General features: G+C 61.1%; 13 protein-coding genes. 9 read left to right on the top strand and 4 right to left on the bottom strand.

Annotation, left to right across the window (positions count from 1 at the left end; genetic code table 11):
- Nucleotides 1–203: 203 nt before the first annotated feature.
- From LC298_RS07335 to LC298_RS07315, 5 genes are all read left to right on the top strand, one after another.
- The gene (locus LC298_RS07335; protein WP_223385578.1) at nt 204–4,058 is read left to right on the top strand and encodes a DUF5801 repeats-in-toxin domain-containing protein; all 3,855 of its coding nucleotides are present in this window, start codon (nt 204–206) and stop codon (nt 4,056–4,058) included.
- 152 nt (nt 4,059–4,210) lie between these two features.
- On the top strand, nt 4,211–4,564 hold the full coding sequence (locus LC298_RS07330) for a hypothetical protein (protein ID WP_131567687.1): 354 nt from the start codon (nt 4,211–4,213) through the stop codon (nt 4,562–4,564).
- A 19-nt stretch (nt 4,565–4,583) separates the two neighbouring features.
- Entirely contained in the window at nt 4,584–5,387 is an 804-nt protein-coding gene (locus tag LC298_RS07325; RefSeq protein WP_223385577.1) for a lytic transglycosylase domain-containing protein, read from the top strand.
- 59 nt (nt 5,388–5,446) lie between these two features.
- Entirely contained in the window at nt 5,447–6,556 is a 1,110-nt protein-coding gene (locus tag LC298_RS07320) for a type 1 periplasmic-binding domain-containing protein (protein ID WP_131567689.1), read from the top strand.
- A 228-nt stretch (nt 6,557–6,784) separates the two neighbouring features.
- A complete protein-coding gene (locus LC298_RS07315) occupies nt 6,785–8,752 on the top strand; it encodes a polysaccharide biosynthesis protein (protein WP_131567690.1) in 1,968 nt (655 codons plus the stop codon).
- A gap of 17 nt (nt 8,753–8,769) precedes the next feature.
- On the opposite strand, the gene cysN is transcribed toward LC298_RS07315, so the two are convergent.
- Genes cysN through cysQ form a run of 3 tightly spaced genes read right to left on the bottom strand, consistent with a single transcriptional unit; the run spans nt 8,770 to nt 12,422 of the window.
- Nucleotides 8,770–10,677, bottom strand: coding sequence for a sulfate adenylyltransferase subunit CysN (cysN, locus tag LC298_RS07310; protein ID WP_131567692.1), 1,908 nt, complete (start codon nt 10,675–10,677; stop codon nt 8,770–8,772).
- Complete coding sequence (cysD, locus tag LC298_RS07305) at nt 10,677–11,579, bottom strand: sulfate adenylyltransferase subunit CysD (RefSeq protein ID WP_131567694.1); 903 nt, start codon at nt 11,577–11,579, stop codon at nt 10,677–10,679. Before cysD ends, cysN begins: the two co-directional genes overlap by 1 nt.
- Before the next feature lie 51 nt (nt 11,580–11,630).
- Nucleotides 11,631–12,422, bottom strand: coding sequence for a 3'(2'),5'-bisphosphate nucleotidase CysQ (gene cysQ / locus LC298_RS07300; protein ID WP_131567696.1), 792 nt, complete (start codon nt 12,420–12,422; stop codon nt 11,631–11,633).
- A gap of 253 nt (nt 12,423–12,675) precedes the next feature.
- Here cysQ and galU point away from each other — a divergent pair, with 253 nt between their 5' ends.
- A complete protein-coding gene (gene galU, locus LC298_RS07295; protein ID WP_131567697.1) occupies nt 12,676–13,548 on the top strand; it encodes a UTP--glucose-1-phosphate uridylyltransferase GalU in 873 nt (290 codons plus the stop codon).
- Between the two features lie 12 nt (nt 13,549–13,560).
- On the opposite strand, the gene LC298_RS07290 is transcribed toward galU, so the two are convergent.
- A complete protein-coding gene (locus LC298_RS07290; protein ID WP_131567699.1) occupies nt 13,561–14,559 on the bottom strand; it encodes an MraY family glycosyltransferase in 999 nt (332 codons plus the stop codon).
- Between the two features lie 148 nt (nt 14,560–14,707).
- Between LC298_RS07290 and LC298_RS07285 the strand changes: the two genes are divergently transcribed.
- From LC298_RS07285 to kynU, 3 genes are all read left to right on the top strand, one after another.
- Nucleotides 14,708–16,030 (top strand): NAD(P)H-dependent oxidoreductase, encoded by a 1,323-nt coding sequence (locus LC298_RS07285; RefSeq protein WP_131567700.1) that lies wholly within the window; start codon nt 14,708–14,710, stop codon nt 16,028–16,030.
- An 89-nt stretch (nt 16,031–16,119) separates the two neighbouring features.
- The gene (gene dxs / locus LC298_RS07280; protein WP_131567702.1) at nt 16,120–18,045 is read left to right on the top strand and encodes a 1-deoxy-D-xylulose-5-phosphate synthase; all 1,926 of its coding nucleotides are present in this window, start codon (nt 16,120–16,122) and stop codon (nt 18,043–18,045) included.
- An 8-nt stretch (nt 18,046–18,053) separates the two neighbouring features.
- A complete protein-coding gene (gene kynU, locus LC298_RS07275; RefSeq protein WP_131567704.1) occupies nt 18,054–19,247 on the top strand; it encodes a kynureninase in 1,194 nt (397 codons plus the stop codon).
- Nucleotides 19,248–19,427 lie beyond the last annotated feature (180 nt).

Genomic DNA, 19,427 nt, shown 5'->3' with positions numbered 1-19,427 from the left:
GACGCGGTGAACGAGGTGGAAACGAAACGCGTAAAAGTGGAACGATCGGGCGGCAGGACGACATAAAATAATATGCCGATATGTTAACCAACGGTTAATTTTTTAACCCAACGCATTGCATGTTATGCGCTTCCGTTACGAAAGGATTGCCACCCCCCAAATCTTGCTGCTTGGATATCGCCGGGTATTTGGGGAGTTGAGTAATGGCGATCGACAATTTTCGCGGTGACGCAGATGGCGATTTCCGGCTTGATGGTGAGGAAAGCGTTAACCGCCCCGGCCTCTCTGGTGCAGATGAAATCGTCGTAGCCCAGGCAGACGATGCCCCGGCGGGCGAATTCGACGATCTGGCGCCGGTCGACGCGGCTCCCGAACCCGATCCGGAAGCGGAGGCGGAAACCGCGGAAGCCGAAGTGCCTTCCCAGATCATTCCGGGACCCGGCAATGTCGTGCGATTGCCAAGCGGCGTGTCGCTGGAGAATGTTCGCGTCGTCGGCCGCGATCTGGTTCTGCGCCAGCCGGATGGCACCGAGATCGTCATCGTCGGCGGCGCGGTCAATATCCCGACATTTTATCTGGGCGATATTCTGCTTCCGCAGGAAACGCTGGTGGCGGCTCTCGATGCGAGCGGCATCGACATTGCTGCCGGACCCAATGGCGCGCTCGTGGCGGTTTCCGGGAATCCTTCAAGTTCCGGCGGCGACTTCGATGCCGTCCAGGGCGGCATCGGTCCCGCGCCCGGAATTCTCGGCCTGCTGCCGCCGACCGCGCTCCAGTTCCCCGAGCTTGAAAACCGGGAGCTTTTCGCGGGGCTGGCGGAATCACGTGAGGCGCTGAGTATCATTCGGGTGAACCCGGACGTGCCGGTCGTCTCGGACCGCGGGCTGGTGGGAGGCACCGACGAGCCTCTCGACACCGAGAACGATACGGCCGATGTCGTCATTCGCGCTGGAACGTCGCCGGTCGTGGATCTTCGTTTCGGGTCCAATCTGACCGGAATCGCCGTTCTCGACTCAAACGGCGCTGTCATCCTCGACGCCAACGGAGACCCGGTGGTGTTCAACTGGGTGCTCGCTCCGGACGGACAAACCATCTTCGGATTCGTGAACGGCTCCGCGACTCCGTTCATAAAGATCACAGTCGGTCTTGCCTCGAACATACCTGCCGGGACCGAAGGCGCAGGCGTGATCGTGATCGAGCTCCTGCAGGGTTTCCCGCATCAGTTTGGCGTCGATGCCGACAATTTTGCGATTATCAGTGGCGTTCCTCTGGTGGCGGAGGACGGAGACGGCAACACTGCGCAAACGACCTTCAACTATGTAAACATCGACGATGTGCCGTCCGTCGCGCTTGTGGCCGACGCCGAGTCTCCCGTGTTTGTCACCGACGACACAGACGTCGTCGACGCGGCGGGGCCGGTTTCCTTTGCCGGCCTGTTCAGCCCCGCTTTCGGCGGCGATGGCTTCCTGGATCTCAATGATGACAACGTTCCGGACGCCGGCGCGCTGGTCTATTCGCTGGGAATCGCCGGCGGAAACGGGACGTCCAGTGGTCTTTTCGACACGCTTTCGGGCGATGCCATCCTGCTTCGCGTCAATGGCGGCGGGGATATCGAGGGCTATCTGGCGGGCGCCACCGGCACGGTGGCCTTCACGATCGACCTCAATCCGGCGACCGGCGAGGTGACGCTGATCCAGAACCGGGCGATCCGTCACGACGATCCGGCCGACCCGGCCGAGACGGGGGCGGCTGCCGAGACGATGGCGGCGGACCTGATCGTGCTGACGGCGAAGATCACCGACGGCGATCTCGACACCGCCACTGCTACCGCCGAGATCGGCGGTGCGTTCCGTTTCCAGGATGACGGTCCGGCAAACAATGCCGTTACGATTTCGAACCCCGTCCACGAGGATGCGCTCGACAATTACAATCCGGCGGTGGTTCTGCCTGGCATCGAGGGCTCGACCGGCAATGACGAGGGTGGCAAGACGACCACGGTGGTGCTGACCTACGCGGCCATCGCGACGCTGGTCAATTTCGGCGCCGACGGCGCGGGCGCCATTACACTCAACAACGATCTAGTCTCCTTCGACGGCTCGACAGTGACGGGCATCACGTCCAAAGGGGATGCAATCACATGGAATGTGGTGTCGGCGACCGAGATACATGGCGTTGCCGACGACGGTCGCATCATCTTCAAGATCAGCCAGACGGGCGGGACCGGTACGCCGGACAATCCGGCGGACGACCAATTCACGTTCGAACTGCTCGACCAGGTGGATCACCTGACCGCACTTGGAGATGACGACCGGTCGGTCATCATCGACATCTCTACCGGATTTGTCGCGGCAGACGGTGACGGGGATACCGTCGTCATCGACGCCGGCTCGCTGACGGTGAAGGTCGAAAACGACGTGCCGGCAATCTTCTATCCGGAGGCGAGTTTCCTTTTCAATTCAGGCGCTCCCGGCTCGGGCGATGCGCAGACATTCGAATTATCCTTCGCATCGGCGGTGGGGGCTGACGAACCGGGCAAGGTCGAATTTGACACGGCGCTGATCAATGGCCAGCAAGTGTTTGATAAAAGCGGTCAGGCGATCAAGTTCGGCGGTGAAACGCTATTCTATCACATCGTTGCGACAGCGAGCGGCGATACGATTGTCGAGGCGCGTGCATCGGGCACCAATACGCTTGCTTTCACCATTACGCTTGATCCGGCCACGGATACCTATATTGTTGACTTGGAAGGCCAACTCCGCATTGGTGCTGAGTTCGACTCAGCAAGTCTGGTCGGGATTTCTGGTGGGAACAAGCCCGGCTACGCATTGACCCAAGAACCAATTGATGACGGCACGGGTTCGGACGGCGTTATTGCGACCGCAGCCGACAATGGCGTTCTGTCCACTGTAAACACGAGCAACGGTCGGTTTGGCGTGGGAGGCGGGCAGAGCCTCGACAGCAACGATGTTATCCGTTTCGATTTCGTGACGAATGTGCTGCCTCTTGCTACGACGCAAAACGGATTCGATTTCGATACGCATGATCCGATCAAGGTCTTTTATCAGGAGATCAATCGCATTAACGGGAAGGCCAAGGCGAACTTCACGATTAAGGCGCTCGACGCCGATGATGACAACGTGCTCATTCTTGATGGATCCGGTGATTCGACCATTGCGCTTTCTCTGAATGAAGTCTCGTTCTATTCAGCAGAACCGGACCTTAACAACCTCTCGCTCAACCAGCTTAGCCTTGTGATCTCGGGCGGCGGAACGATCTACACTTGGACCGATCCTAATGACAATACAGTGTCGATTGTCACGACTGTTGACGCAAACGGGATCATATCCGTGGTAGGCCTCCCGGAAGGCTATTATTATCTGATTAATTCGAACACGCCGTTCGACGCGGTCGAGATCGCGGGCAGCGCGAGAACAGGCAATTTCACCTTGGGCGGATTTACCTTCGAGGTGGATGCTGCGCTCCAATCAATAGACATGGAGCTTCCAATCGTTGGGTCGGACCATGATGGCGATACGGTGAACTCCTCCATTGATATCCATATCATTCCAGATGACGGAACCAACCAGATAGGTACGGATGGCATCGATTCACTAACGGGAGATGGTAACAATAATATACTTGCCGGCTTGGGTGGCGACGACATCCTGTCGGGCGGGTCCGGCGACGACATTCTGGCAGGGGGGTTGGGAGCCGACACGCTGACGGGCGGAACCGGCAACGACACATTCCTTTTCGAGGCGAGTGCGGTCGCCGAGGCGGGACTGGGAATACACGATGTAATCGTGGATTATGCTGCCGGCGACATTGTCGACCTCACGGACATCCTGCCCGACATCAGCGCGTCTGGTCTCAGCGCCTACGTCCGGTACGACAGGGACGGCAGCGGGGCCGACACGAATGCAGGCGATCTCCAGGTGGATGTCGATGGTGCGGGAACAGGCGCTGACTGGGTGACCATTGCAAACATTCAGACGCACCCCACGGCGGTCACCATCCTGTTCAATGACGACGATCCGGCGGCGCCGGTCACGGTGTGAGTGGGCGCACGCGGTGGGTGCAGATCAAGCATTGAACTCGTTGCACTCCTGCAACGAGTTCGGGAAATTCGAATTGGGTGCGATCCGGCCGTGGCAATCCGGAAGCAGTCGCATATACTGTGTTTCGCACGGGCCGCAGGGGAAGGGCAGGTATGAAGAAAATCATTCTGGCACTGACACAAGTTATCGCGCTCACATCGGTGACAAGCGCAGCCGATCTTCTTCGGTATGGAGCGATATGCCCGGTTGTCGACTCCTCGGCGATGCTTCTGATCGAGGACCCCGGTCAATTGACCGGCGAAGTCGTTCTGCGGATGACGGAGGCGGTCAACGTCGCCGCAAGTCCGGCCTGGATCAATTCGCGCAGCCCGGCATTCACCTGGGCGTCCGAGACGAAGGTCGCCTGCGGCAAGGCGTACGGGTATCTCCGCACCGGATATCGGGACGAAGAATACATAAACAAGTGCGACTGCTTCTATCAGAGGATGCAGCAATACATGTACTGACGCCAAGCGGGAGAGGTTGATGGCGGCAAGGCGCAAACTGCTTGTCTTTTTCCCGTCGGCCCTGCTCGCCGGAACTCTGGCCCTCGCCCTGTCGTCACTGAGCGGCCACGCGGATACTCTGGACATGGCTTTGGTTGCGCTTGAGGTACCGCCCCGCCCGGACGCCCCTGTTTCGAAAACGCCGGTCGACACCGGGCAGGGCACATCCGAAGCTGCATCCAGTGTTTCCACCTACAAGAGCATGGCGGAGGATTTCGCCCGACAGGATGGCCTTCCTGCGCACATTGCCCACGCGGTGATGGAAATAGAAAGCAATTTCAACCCCAACTCGCGTGGCGCGGCGGGTGAGGTCGGCCTGATGCAGATCATGCCTCCGACAGCGGCCATGCTTGGTTTTTCCGGCACCCTCGATGACCTAGCAGATCCGAAAAAGAACATTGAACTCGGTGTGCGTTATCTCGCACAGGCCTATCGGCTCACGGGAGGCGACCTTTGCGCGACGGTGATGAAGTATCGGGCCGGACACCGCGAGACCCGATTTTCCGTCCGCTCCGTCAACTACTGCAAAAAGGCCAGGGCGATTCTCAAGCGTGAGGGTTTTGGCGTCACGGGCATTGTTCCCAAGGCGACATTCGGTTTTTCAACACCCGTGTCGACTGCCTCGCCAAAGATGAGAGTTGAGTCTTCCCGAAAAGTCGAAGCCTATCAGGTTTGCGTCACTCGAAGTTTTGTGGCCGGCCCCGGCTACCGGAAATGCCTGAAGACGGCGACTGTTCGCGTGGCGCGCCACGCAATCGAACAGAGAAAGAAACTGTTCGATTGACCGGGCCATTCGGGCCACAGCAATATGTAATCGCCGAAAATTATCTTGTGATCTTTCCAATGCCCATCCGGAACCTATGCTGGCCTGTCATTGCAGTTCTTCTTGCCGCTTCGGGGTGTCAAACTTCCGCTCCGCTCGATGCCCTTTCAATCGAGGAGGCGGCAGCCGGTTTGCCGCAGCCGGAGTTGATCGGGGAGGGAAGTTCGCGCATCGCGCTGGCGGTGCCGCTCGTTGGTGAGGGCGAGGGAACCGACATACGCCGTGGCGCTGAGCTTGCAATAGAGGACCTGGGCGGCGGGGCGCTGACTCTGGCTGTCTATGATCTGGCCGCCGACGATGCACCCGTGGCCGCCGCAGTGAGCGCGGCTACAAAGCAGGATACGAAACTGATGGGCGTGCTCGGCGATTCAGCACACCTGAACAAAGTCGAAAAGCGCGCCTTCCCGGTGCTGGCTTTTGGCCCTTCGGATTCCAACATGGGAGGTGCGCCGTTCCCGTTTCGCCCGTCCGTCGCCGACAGCCTGGTTTACGGCGTGCGTTTCGCCCTCGCCTCCAAACCTGGTTCGGTGGTGCTCTTCGTACCGGAAGGCCAGGGGCGGGATGCGGAAAAGCTTGCGGCTCGCATCGGCGAACTCGCCCCGGTAGGGACGATCAGCTATTCTCAATCGCAGACATCCGTTCAGATCGCCAAACGAGCTGCAAAAGGTGTTCGCGAGGCATCGGTTTTGGCATTTGCCGGAAACGACAGCAAGATTGCTCGCATCGTCGAATCGGTGGGCACGAGCAAGACCAGAGACAAGGCAATTGTCGGAAATCTTTCATGGGATGAGGGACTGGTCCGCGCCGAGCCGCTGAACGGCGCGCTCATCGCGACAATCGACCTGGCGAACCGCGAGTTCGTCGCAGCCCCGTATCGCGCCAAATACGGCAAGGATCCCAGCCTGTCGGCGCTGATGGGATATGACTTCGTGGCGGTTGCTGCGGGTATCGTTCGCAGCGGCGGCCCTCAGGCGCTGACCCCCCAGGCGGTCACAAATCAGGCAGGTTTCCTGGGTTCGACCGGCAGGTTCCGGTTTCGCCAGAATGGGGACGTCGAAAGAATATACGAACTGTCGATCGTAAGAGACAGTCAAATCGTTCCGTTCAGCCCACCGTTGGAAGGGTTTTAGAGCCGGTTGAAGTCATTTCCGGCATCATACTCAGCCAAAGCCCGAAATGCGCTTAACTAATCGTGTGGATAAGTCCGTTCTCAACTTGAGCCAGCAGACGAGATAATCCGTGATTGGAAATGCTCTGCGCTTCCTGCCAAGAGAATCGGTTAGTATGACAGCTATTGCATTCAAGGCGCAGATCAGCGGGTTGAGATCACGGGCGGGCGGCAGGTGATCGGGTTGCGCATGACACAGCCTCTCTTCCTGAAGAGCAGGAAACTTGCCCGGGCGATCTCCGCGCAGTTGTCGCGCGGAGAGAAGCAGGCGCTCCAGGTCTTCTTCGACGTTATAGCATTGACGCTCGCCGCGGCGGTCGCATTCAAGCTTCGGCTTGGCTTCGACTACGTTTTCAATGCCGGACAGCTGGCCTCGCTTCTTGCCGCACCGCTGACCGCGATTCCGGTCTTCATCCGCCTCGGGTTGTACCGGGCGGTCATGCGGTATTTGCCCGAGCGCATCTTGTGGACGATCATCAAGGCGATGACGATCGCAGCACTGGTCTGGACGGCCGTTGCGTTTTTTTCCGCCAGCTACGGCGGCACCGGTGTTCCGCGTTCGGTGCCGATACTCTACTGGCTGCTGGGTTTCATGATCGTTCTCGTGAGCCGGTTTTCCATGAAATGGCTCCTGTTTTCAACCGACGATGGCGCCGAGGGCCGGAGAACCCTGATCTATGGGGCAGGTCAGGCAGGCACCCAGCTTGCTGCGGCGCTTCAATCGGACGGACGCACCAAGCTGCTCGGTTTCATCGATGACAATCCCGAGCTGCATGGCCGCGACGTTGCCGGCCTTCGGGTCTTCCCGCGCGACCATATCGAGACGCTGATCCTCAATCTCGGCGTTGAGGAAATCATTCTGAGCCTTCCATCGGTTTCGGGCGCCAAGAAGCTGGAAATCGGTTCGTATCTGGGCCGGATGCCGGTGAAGGTGCGGGTTCTGCCTTCGATTTCGGACATCGCTGCAGGGCGTTACGACGTTGGCAGCTTGCGTGATTTCGATATTGGCGAGTTGCTGGGGCGTTCGACAGTTCCTCCCGACGTGGCGCTGCTGGAGAAAGTGGTACGCGGCAAGCGGCTGGTGATCACCGGGGCGGGCGGTTCGATTGGAAGCCATTTGGCGCGTCTGGTCGATGCCTATCATCCACGAGAGGTGTTCCTCGTCGACAACAACGAGTTTGCCCTCTTTCGCATCCTTCAGACCCTGAACTCATCGCAAAGCGCCTACCCGCTCCACCCCGTGCTCGGTTCCGTATCCGATGAAATGCTGGTCGAATCGCTGTTCCGTGACAATTCTATCGACCTCGTCCTGCATGCGGCGGCCTACAAGCACGTGGATCTGGTAGAGCAAAACATTGCCGAGGGCATCCGCAACAATGTTTGCGGAACCGAAGTGCTTGCCAGACTGGCCTACGAATCCGGGGTGAGGCAATTCGTTCTCATATCGTCCGATAAGGCAGTCAATCCCACGAGCGTCATGGGTGCGACCAAACGCCTGAGCGAATTGCTGGTGCGCAAGTTCGCGGAGTTCGCCGCGGCAAACGGAACTGGTCAGGTGTTTCTGGCCGTTCGCTTCGGCAACGTGGTCGGATCCAGCGGCTCCGTGGTTCCTCTGTTCAAGCAGCAGATCGAAGCTGGTGGCCCCGTTACCGTGACCGATCGCAACATGATGCGATACTTCATGGCGATCTCTGAAGCCGCCGAGCTCATTGTCCAGGCCGCCGCATTGTCAAAGGGTGGCGAAACCTTTCTGCTCGATATGGGCGAGCCGGTATCGATATATGAACTCGCCCGCAACATGATCGGGCTGGCCGGTCTCCGGCCGAAGACCGAGGAAGATCCCGGAGGCGACATCGAGATCAAGGAGATCGGAATGCGCAGCGGGGAGAAGCTCACGGAACAATTGCTGTACGACGTCGCTTCGGCCACTCCGACCGAGCATCCCAAGATCATGAAGGCCAAGCGGTTTACCAAGGCCCACCTGCGAATCGACGAGATTGTCGCGCAACTGATGGAAGCGCTTCCGAAGGCAACGCCATCGGAGTTGCGCGCGCTCCTCTTCGCCCTGATCGAGGACTTTCACAAGCACCAGTACCCGGACCTTGTGGCGATGGGAAATGTCGCCGTACTGCCGGTGAAGGGCCAAGGCCGCCGCTGAACAACGGCGGCCTTTCGTCATGTGCTGACAATGCCGCGGCGTGTCAGTTCCCTCAATATCTCGTCCGCCGCCTCACTGGCCGATGTCGTCGTGGTATCGATACGGATTTCCGGGTTTTCCGGTGGTTCGTAAGGGGAATCAATGCCGGTGAAATTCTTGATCTGGCCCGCGCGGGCCTTTTTGTAGAGGCCCTTGGCATCGCGTTGCTCGGCAACCGCCAGGGGCGTATCGACGAAGATCGTCAGAAACTCATCATCCGCCATGAGGTCGCGCGCCAGGCGTCGTTCGGCCCGGAAGGGCGAAATGAATGACACCAGTGTGATAAGGCCAGCGTCGGTCATCAGTTTTGCCACCTCCGCCACGCGCCGGATATTCTCCACGCGGTCGGCATCGGTAAAGCCCAGATCCTTGTTCAGTCCGTGCCGGACGTTGTCCCCATCGAGCATCATGGTGTGGGCGCCGACGGCGATCAGCTTCTTGTCGACAATGTTGGCGATGGTGGACTTGCCCGATCCGGAGAGCCCGGTGAACCACAACACCACCGGTCTCTGCCCCTTAATCGCGGCGCGCGCAGACCGGTCGACCTCGAGGGCCTGCCAGTGAACGTTTGACGACCGGCGCAAGGCAAAATGGATCGTGCCCATCCCAACCGTACCGTTGGTGATCTTGTCGATCAGGATGAACGCGCCGGTGTCATGGTTCTCGGAATAGGGATCGAATGCAATCGGACGATCGGTCGAGATGTTGCATACACCGACCTCATTCAGATCCAGGTCGTTTGCGGCTTCGTGACCGAGCGTGTTGACGTTGATGCGGTATTTCGGCCGGGTGATGGTGGCATTGACGGTCGAGGTGCCGATTTTCATCACATAGGGGCGGCCGGGAAACATCGGCTCGTCGGCCATCCAGAGCAATGTGGTCTCGAACTGGTTCGCCACTTCGGCGGGGTTGCCAGCGCTGCAAATCGTGTCGCCGCGCGAAACGTCAATTTCGTCCTTGAGCGTCAGCGTGACCGACTGACCGCTTGCCGCCTGGGAGAGATCGCCATCCATGGTGACGATCCGCGCAACCGTGCTTTCCTTAGCGGAGGGCAGAACCTTGATGCGGTCGCCGGGCGCGATTTTTCCGCTGGTGATAAAGCCGGAAAAGCCGCGAAAGTCTAGATTCGGGCGGTTCACCCATTGCACCGGCATGCGGAAGGGCTTGGCCTGGCTGTCATCGCGCACGGCGACGGTTTCCAGATGCTCCATCAGCACCGGGCCGTTGTACCAGTCCATCCGTTCGCTGCGCTCGACGATGTTGTCGCCCTCCAGCGCGGACATCGGAATGGCGGTGATGTGCTCGATGCCGCCGAGCTCCCTGGCAAAGGCGCGATAGGCGATCTCGATGTCGCTGAAGACCTGCTGCGAGTAGTGGACAAGATCCATCTTGTTGACCGCCAGAACGACATTCTTGATGCCGAGCGTCGAGACAATGAAGGAATGGCGCCGCGTCTGGGTCAGGATGCCCTTGCGCGCATCGATCAGAATGATCGCGAGATCGGCGGACGAAGCCCCGGTCGCCATATTGCGGGTGTATTGCTCGTGCCCCGGCGTGTCGGCGACGATGAACTTGCGCTTGTCGGTGGAAAAGAACCGGTAAGCCACGTCGATCGTGATGCCCTGTTCGCGTTCCGAAGCAAGTCCGTCGACGAGAAGGGCGAAGTCGATCTTGTCGCCCTGCGTGCCCATCTTCCTGGAATCGGCTTCCAGGGCGCTCAACTGATCCTCGAAGATCAGCTTGGATTCGTATAGCAGGCGGCCGATCAGCGTCGATTTTCCGTCATCGACGCTGCCGCAGGTGATGAAACGCAGCAGCGACTTGTCTTCCTGGGCTTTCAGATAGGCATCGATGTCGCTGGCGATGAGGTCGGATTTGTGTGCCATCAGAAATAGCCTTCCTGCTTCTTCTTCTCCATCGACGCCGACTGGTCGTGGTCGATGACCCGCCCCTGCCGTTCAGACGTCGTAGTGAGCAGCATCTCCTGGATGATGTCGGGCAGGGTGGCCGCATGGCTCTCGACGCCGCCGGTCAACGGGTAGCAGCCGAGCGTGCGAAAGCGGACCATCCGTTCTTCCGGCACTTCGCCGTTGCGAAGCGGCATCCGGTCGTCATCCACCATGATCAGCGCGCCGTCGCGCTCGACGACGGGACGTTTGGCCGCGAAGTAAAGCGGCACGATATCGATCTTCTCCAGATGGATGTATTGCCAGATATCCAGCTCGGTCCAGTTCGACAGCGGGAAAACCCGGATCGACTCGCCCTTGCTCTTGCGGGCGTTGTAGAGCCGCCAGAGTTCCGGCCGCTGGTTCTTCGGATCCCAGCGATGATCGCTCGTCCGGAACGAGAAGACGCGCTCCTTGGCGCGGGATTTCTCCTCGTCGCGCCGCGCGCCGCCGAAGGCGACATCGAACTTGTATTTTTCCAGAGCCTGTTTGAGAGACTGGGTCTTCATCACGTCGGTGTGCAGCGCCGATCCGTGGCTGAACGGGCCGATGCCCTGCCGAATGCCGTCCTCGTTGATGTGAACAAGAAGCTTGAGGCCGTAGCGCTCCGCCACCTGGTCGCGGAAGCTGATCATCTCGCGGAACTTCCAGGTGGTGTCCACGTGGAGTAGAGGGAAGGGCGGTTTGGACGGATAGAACGCCTTCATGGCCAGGTGCAGCATGACGGCGGAATCCTTACCCACCGAATAGAGCATGACGGGATTTTCGGCCTCGGCGGCGACCTCCCGCATGATGTGGATGCTCTCGGCCTCAAGTCTCTGCAGATGAGTGAGGGATTTCATGTAAAAGGTGTCTCCGGGAGATCGCTGGCCCGGCGCACCCGTTTTCCGGGATCAGGCTCTCTTGCCAGGCGCGGGGATCGAATAGGTTGCAGTCAGCGAGGAAGCGATAAAGAAAGGATTCCTGAATTCGGGTTTGCCGTAGCTAAGCGGCGCGCCTTCGCAAGTCAAAACCTGTCCGCCCGATGCAGCGAGAACCGCGTGACCGGCGGCAGTATCCCATTCCATCGTGGGCCCGAGGCGGGGATAAATGTCCGCCTCGCCAGCCGCGACAAGGCAAAATTTCAGCGACGAACCGGCGTTCACGCAATGCTCGATTTTATTTGCTGAAATGAACGCTTTCGTCTCCGGCGTGAGGTGCGAGCGGCTGGCTATGGCCGTCATCGACCCGCTGCATTGGCGGACCCGGATATCGCGTCTCCGGCCGGTTCGCGAGAGTTCGCGCGCCCCCGAGCCGATCTGGCCGACAAAAAGCCTGTCGACGGCGGGTGCGTAGACGATTCCGGCAGTGGGCGTCCGGTTCTCGATCAGCGCGATGTTGATGGTGAACTCTCCCGTACCGAGGATGAATTCCTTCGTCCCGTCGATAGGATCGACGAGAAAGAATGGTCCGTCTCCGGACGCCGCTACCTGAGTGGAGATCCTCTCTTCGGTGATGACGGGTATTGCGGGAAAGCGCTCGCCAAGAGCGGAAACGAGGATGCGGTCGACGGACAGGTCCGCCTCCGTCACCGGTGAAGCATCCTCCTTGAGCGCGACTTCGTGATCGCGCCCGTAGATTTCCATTGCTGCGTCGCCGGCGGCAAGCGTCACATCCACGATATCGCCGATTACGAACTTGCTCATAGTGATCTCGAGAAGCCGTGTCCGTTGGGTTCGTATCGCGGTCTGCGCATCAACCGCGCTTGAAGGGATATATGGCCGTCCATGTGGCAACTATTGAAGAGTACGCCCGAATACAAGCGTCAGGGAGCCCTGGGACACAAGGCCGTGGTTGTGACGCCTTTCATCGTCTCCCGTGTTAATGGAACTTTGGGTTGGCGTGTCTAGTTTGCTTCGGTGATAGACAACACCCTACCGCAAGGAGAAACACTTCGTCATGTCCCAACGCGTCCGTAAAGCCGTCATCCCTGTCGCAGGTCTCGGAACGCGGTTTCTTCCCGCCACCAAGGCGATGCCCAAGGAAATGCTGACGGTGGTCGACCGCCCGGTGGTCCAGTATGCCGTCGATGAGGCTTTCGAGGCGGGGATCGAGCACGTCGTGTTCGTGACAGGGCGCGGCAAGGGACTGATCGAGGATCATTTCGACTTCCAGTTCGAACTGGATGCCACGCTTCGCGAACGTGGCAAGGAGGAGGCCCTCGCTCAACTGGAGCGTGACCAGCCGGACGCGGGCCAGATCTCGTTTACCCGCCAGCAGAAGCCGCTCGGCCTCGGCCACGCCGTGTGGTGCGCGCGCGACATTGTCGGCGACGAACCATTCGCAGTCTTGCTCCCCGATATGGTCATGGACGGAAAGCCTGGCTGCCTGAAGCAGATGATGGACGCCTACGAAGCGGTCGGTGGAAACATTATCGCGGTGCAGGAAACGACGCCGGACATGGCGCACAATTACGGCATCGTCGCCACCGGCGCGGAAAAGGGGGCGGCCTTCGAGATCACCGACATGGTCGAGAAACCGGCTCCCGGCACTGCGCCGTCGAACCTCTACATCAACGGCCGTTATATCCTTCAGCCCAGGATCATGGACCTGCTGGCCAACCAGTCGACGGGCGCGGGCGGAGAAATCCAGTTGACCGACGCGATGCTGGGCATGATGAAAACCGATCCGTTTTTCGGGGTCGCGTTTACCGGCCGCACCTTTGATTGCGGCTCCAAGGCAGGTTTCCTCGAGGCCAACGTCATGCTGGCGCTGAAAAGCGACGAGACACGCCAGGAACTGGCGGAACTTGTCCGTTCGCTCGACCTTTGAGCCCGACTCCGGTCAGGCGGCGATCGCCCGGCGCAGTTTCCATTGCACGATCGCCGATACCGCGATCGCCGGCAGATACGCGCCGGCCAGCGCCGCGAACGGGCTGAGCGCACCTGTTGCCGCGAGCCATCCGAGCGGTGCGAGCCAAAGGAGACCGGCGAGCCAGAACGCGACGAGCGGGGTGAGATGAGTGCCGGTCTTGCGGGCCGCCAACTGGTAGGCATGGGTCCGGTGCGCCGCCCACCAGCGCTCGCCCGCCAGGAAGCGGATCGCAAGCGTCAGCGTGGCGTCGGCCACCGAAGGCGCGAAGCCCACGGCCAGGAGAAGGCCGGACATGGCGGGATCCGGCGAAAACAATGCCGTGCCGGCGAGCAGAACGGGAATGGCGAGGCTCCCGGAATCGCCCATGAACAGCGACGCGCGCGGCCAGTTGAAGATCAGAAAGGCCGCCGCCGCGAACATCAGGGCGACGAGCGTTGTTCCAACTTCCGCGCCGGCCTCGACATGACCCGCCGCACCCGCCGCGACCAGCGGAAAGACACCGAAAATCGTCTGGCTGGCGGCAAGTCCGTCAGAACCATCGATGAAGTTGAAGAGGTTCACGAACCAGAGGATTGCGACGAGGATGACCGGCAGGGCCGCCCATGGAAGCCATGTCTGGTATCGGTAAGCAGACGCCAAAAGCGCTGCGATTACAAGGATCTGTACTGCCAACCGGAACCTGGCTGATAGCCCCTTTATGTCATCGGCCAGTCCGGTCAGCGCCATGACGGCAGCGCCTGTCATCACCGCGAAGAGGTCCGCTTCTCCGCCAAGCAACACGGAAACGAACCATGCGGCAATGGTCGCGGCGATGATGGCAAGGCCGGCCGATGTGCGGACGGGAACATCGTGCAGGCTGCGTGCATTGACCTGCGCGACCGGAAAAAAGGCGAGCTTCCCCGAGCGCACAGCGAGGCACAGCAACAGGCTCGCGAGGGCTGCAATGACTGGCGGCAGGATGGTGAGCAAATTCGGAACCGCTGTTGAGTGGAAGGCGATGACTTTCGTTTCGTGGATTTTCAGTCCGGTGTAAACCGGGACAGGTGTTGCGTTCGGCTGCGCTTTGGCGGAGAAACCGGGCGCGCGGCACCGATGCTCCGCACCACTCAGAGATCAGATGCCAATTTCACCACCCAATGTCGCCCTGACCGGACTAGCCGCTGAGCTGCGCGAGCGCGAGCTTCAGGGCAAACCCATCCGCATAGGTCTTGTCGGAACCGGCGAGATGGGAACCGACATTTTCACGCAGGTGGCACAGATGGACGGTGTGCGCGTGGGAGCGGTCGTCGAGCGGACGCCCGGCAGGGCGGCGGCGGGGGCCGCGTTGGCCTATGGCGAGCCGGGCCGGACGCGGGAGGTCTCGACCCACGACGAGATGTCGGCGGCTATCGAAAGCGGCAAGATCGCCGTGACGAACGATCTCGATCTCGGCTTGTCGCACGGTTTGATCGATGTCGTGATCGATGCGACGGGGGTGCCGGAAGCGGGTGCCGACATCGGCATGCGGGCGATCCGGCACGGAAAGCATCTCGTCATGATGAACGTCGAGTGCGACGTTTGCATCGGTCCCTATCTCAAATACGAGGCGGACAAGGCCGGCGTTGTCTATTCGCTTGGCGCCGGCGACGAGCCGTCCGCCTGCATGGAACTGATCGAGTTCCTGACCGCGATGGGGCATTCGGTCGTTTCCGCGGGAAAGGGCAAGAACAACCCGCTCAATTTCGACGCGGTTCCGGACGATTTTCAGGAAGAGGCCGACCGGCGCAACATGAATGTGCGCATGCTGGTGGAATTCGTCGAGGGCTCCAAGACGATGGTCGAAATGGCGGCGATCGCCAATGCGACGGGCCTCGTTCCCGATATACCGGGGATGCACGGGCCGAGCGCGACGGTCGATCAGCTTTCCTCGGTGCTCATTCCCGAAGAAGACGGCGGCGTGCTCTCCAAGCCCGGTTGCGTCGATTACACCATCGGCAAGGGCGTTTCGCCGGGCGTGTTCGCCGTCATCAAAGCGGAACATCCGCGCATTCATGAGCGCATGGCCGACCTGAAAATGGGGGAGGGGCCGTATTTCACTTTTCACCGGCCCTACCATCTGACCTCGCTGGAAGTGCCGTTGACCGCCGCGCGTATCGTCCTGCACGGACGCCGCGACATGGCGCCGTTGCCCAAGCCCGTCGCGGAGGTTTGCGCCGTCGCGAAACGCGACATAGCGGCCGGCGAGAAGTTGGGCGCCATCGGCCTCTACGACTATCGCTCATGGACCATGACCGTCGCGGAAGCGCGTTCAAGACGTGCCGTGCCTTGCGGATTGCTCGAGAACGGAACCGCAGTGAAGGCCATCGCAAAGGGTGACCTGCTGACATGGGACAACGCGAAACCCGCAGACGGATCGCTGATCGCGAAGTTGCGGTCGCGGCAGGATGCTTTGTCGGGCTGAGCTTCCCCACCGTCTTGAGGGGAGAAAACGCCGTGCTTGTGATTGCCCGGCGATTTCGGCTATGCCGGTGCCGAACATGGACATAGCCATTGAGTACGTACACACCCAATACGCCGCTACTGGACACGGTCACCGATCTCTCGAAGCTGCGCGCGATCGAGGACCGGCAGCTTCCCGTTCTTGCCGAGGAACTGCGTGCGGAGATGATCGACGCTGTTTCGCGGACCGGCGGGCACCTTGGCGCTGGCCTGGGTGTGGTCGAACTGACGATCGCCATCCATCACGTATTCAATACGCCCCATGACCGGCTGATCTGGGATGTCGGACACCAGTGCTACCCGCACAAGATCCTGACCGGACGGCGCGACCGCATTCGCACGCTGCGCCAGGAGAATGGGCTTTCCGGCTTCACCAAGCGCGCCGAAAGCGAATTCGATCCGTTCGGCGCGGCGCATTCCTCCACGTCTATCTCCGCCGGGCTGGGCATGGTCGAGGCGGCTCGGCTGCAGGGAGTCGAGCGTCAGGTGATCTCGGTGATCGGTGACGGCTCGATGTCGGCGGGCATGGCCTATGAGGCGCTGAACAACGCCGGTTCGCGCGAAGCGCGCCAGATCGTCATCCTCAACGACAACGACATGTCGATCGATCAGCCGACCGGCGCCATGAGCGCGTATCTGGCGCGGCTGGCCTCGGGCCGGGCCTATATGGGCTTCCGCGAGTTCGGCAAGAAGCTGACGGCCTATCTCGGCAAGCGGATGGACCGGGCGATCACCCGGGCGGTCGAGCATGCGCGCGGCTTCGTCACTGGCGGGACCCTGTTCGAGGAACTCGGTTTTTACCACATCGGGCCGATCGACGGCCATGACCTGCCTACGCTGCTGGCGGTCCTGCGCAATGTGCGCGACAACATTTCCGGCCCGGTCCTGATCCATTGCGTGACCCAGAAGGGCAAGGGGTACGCCCCCGCCGAAGAGGCCGCCGACAAGTATCATGGCGTCGCCAAGTTCGACGTCATCACCGGCGCGCAGGCCAAACCGAAACCGAATGCGCCGACCTACACCAAGGTTTTCGGCCAGTCGCTGGTGCAGGAGGCACGAGACGACGACAGGATCGTCGCAATAACGGCGGCAATGCCCTCGGGCACCGGGGTCGACATCTTCCAGCAGGTCTTCCCTGATCGAACCTACGATGTCGGCATCGCCGAGCAGCATGCGGTGACATTCGCCGCCGGTCTTGCCGCCGACGGCATGAAACCGTTCGCCGCGATCTATTCGACATTTCTTCAGCGCGGCTACGACCAGGTTATCCACGATGTCGCGATCCAGAAGTTGCCGGTCCGGTTCCCGATCGATCGGGCCGGGTTCGTCGGCGCCGACGGCGCGACCCATGCCGGCTCGTTCGACATCGCCTATCTCGCATGCCTGCCGGGCTTCGTGGTCATGGCGGCCGCCGACGAGGCCGAACTGAGGCACATGGTTCGCACCGCCGCCGTCTATGACGAAGGTCCGCTCGCCTTCCGCTATCCCCGCGGGGAGGGTGTCGGCGTGGATCTGCCCGAACGCGGCGAGATCCTGGAGATCGGCAAGGGGCGGATCGTCCGCGAGGGCTCAAAGGTCGCGCTGCTCTCGCTCGGCACGAGGCTCAACGACGCCATGCTCGCCGCAGAGGAACTCGAAGGCTACGGCCTGTCGACGACGGTTGCCGATGCGCGCTTCGCCAAGCCGCTGGACGGGAATCTGATCGCACTGCTGGCGCGCGAGCACGAGGTGCTGATCACCATCGAGGAAGGCTCGGTCGGCGGCTTCGGTTCGCATGTCATGCAGTTCCTGGCGACGAACGGCCTGCTCGACGGCGGACTGCGCGTGCGGCCGCTGGTGATGCCGGACGCCTTTGTCGATCAGGCCAGCCCCGCCCGCATGTATGAACTTGCCGGCCTCGACAAGTCCGGCATCGTCCGCACGGCGCTGTCGGCGCTGGGCATGGATCGCATCAAGACAACCACCATTCGGGCCTGATCGCATCCATGGACATCTTTTCCCGCACGCGCGCGCAATTCCATCTGCCCGAGGGCGTGACCTATCTCGACGGGAACTCGCTCGGCCCCCTGCCGGTGAAGGCCGCCGCACGCGCCGCCGAGACGATTTCCGCCGAATGGGGCGAACTGCTGATCCGCGGCTGGAACGCGGCCGGATGGATGGAGCAGCCGCGCCGGATCGGCGACCGGATCGCCCGGCTGATAGGCGCCGCGGACGGCACGGTCGTGATGGGCGACACGTTGTCGATCAAGGTCTTTCAGGCGCTCTCGGCGGCGCTCGAAATGCGGCCCGGCCGCTCGGTCGTGATCTCCGACAGCGGCAATTTCCCGACCGATCTCTATATGGCGGACGGGCTGATCCGCTCGCTCGGACGCGGGCATGTGCTCAAGGTTGTCGAACCGGAGGCCGTCGCCGAGGCGATCGACGAGAGCGTGGCGGCGGTGATGCTGACCGAGGTGGATTACCGCACCGGCCGCCTGCACGACATGGCCGCGCTCACGGCGAAGGCGCACGAAATGGGGGCGGTCGCGATCTGGGACCTGGCGCACTCGGCTGGCGCGCTGCCGGTCGATCTGCAGGGTTGCAACGCCGATTTCGCGACCGGCTGCACCTATAAATACCTGAACGGTGGTCCGGGGGCGCCCGCCTTCATCTATGTCCGTCCGGACCATGTGGAAGGCATTGAACCGATCCTGTCGGGCTGGCTCGGCCACGAGGCGCCTTTTGCTTTCGACCGCGACTACCGGCCGGGCGTCGGCATCGACCGGATGCGCGTCGGCACCCCGCCGGTGATCCAGATGTCGATCCTGGAGGAAGCTTTGAAGATTTGGGACGGCATTGACATGAATGCTGTCCGCGCGCGTTCGATCGAACTATGCGATCGTTTTATCGAGGCGGTGGAACGTCAGTGTCCAAGCGTAGAACTCGCCAGTCCGCGCGACGCGCAGAGGCGCGGATCACAGGTCTCGTTCCGGCACCCGGAAGGATATGCGATCATGCAGGCGCTGATCGAGCGGGGCGTGATCGGCGACTTCCGCGCCCCGGACGTGATGCGGTTCGGCTTCGCGCCATTATATATTTCGATCCAGGACGTGGAAAATGCGGCAGCCGCGCTCGCCGACATTATCGGCTCGGGGGCCTGGGACCGGCCGGAATTTCGCCGGAAGGCTGCGGTGACCTGAACGCGGCGGGACGCCCGTTCTCTTTGGACCGCCTTTTCCCGTTTTCTTTCCCTCTCTCGGGACATCGATGGCGCGCGACCCGCGGGGCGCTCGCTGCGAGGGCCGCAGATAGGACATTCCGTTCGCGATCGCGATCAAGGTGAAGGCGACCATTGCGGCTATCAGCAGAAGATCCAACAT

This window comes from Oricola cellulosilytica (assembly GCF_019966575.1).
Classification (GTDB): domain Bacteria; phylum Pseudomonadota; class Alphaproteobacteria; order Rhizobiales; family Rhizobiaceae; genus Oricola; species Oricola cellulosilytica.
The sequence above is the reverse complement of the archived record's forward strand: the minus strand, read 5'-3'. Positions and strand labels throughout refer to the sequence as shown.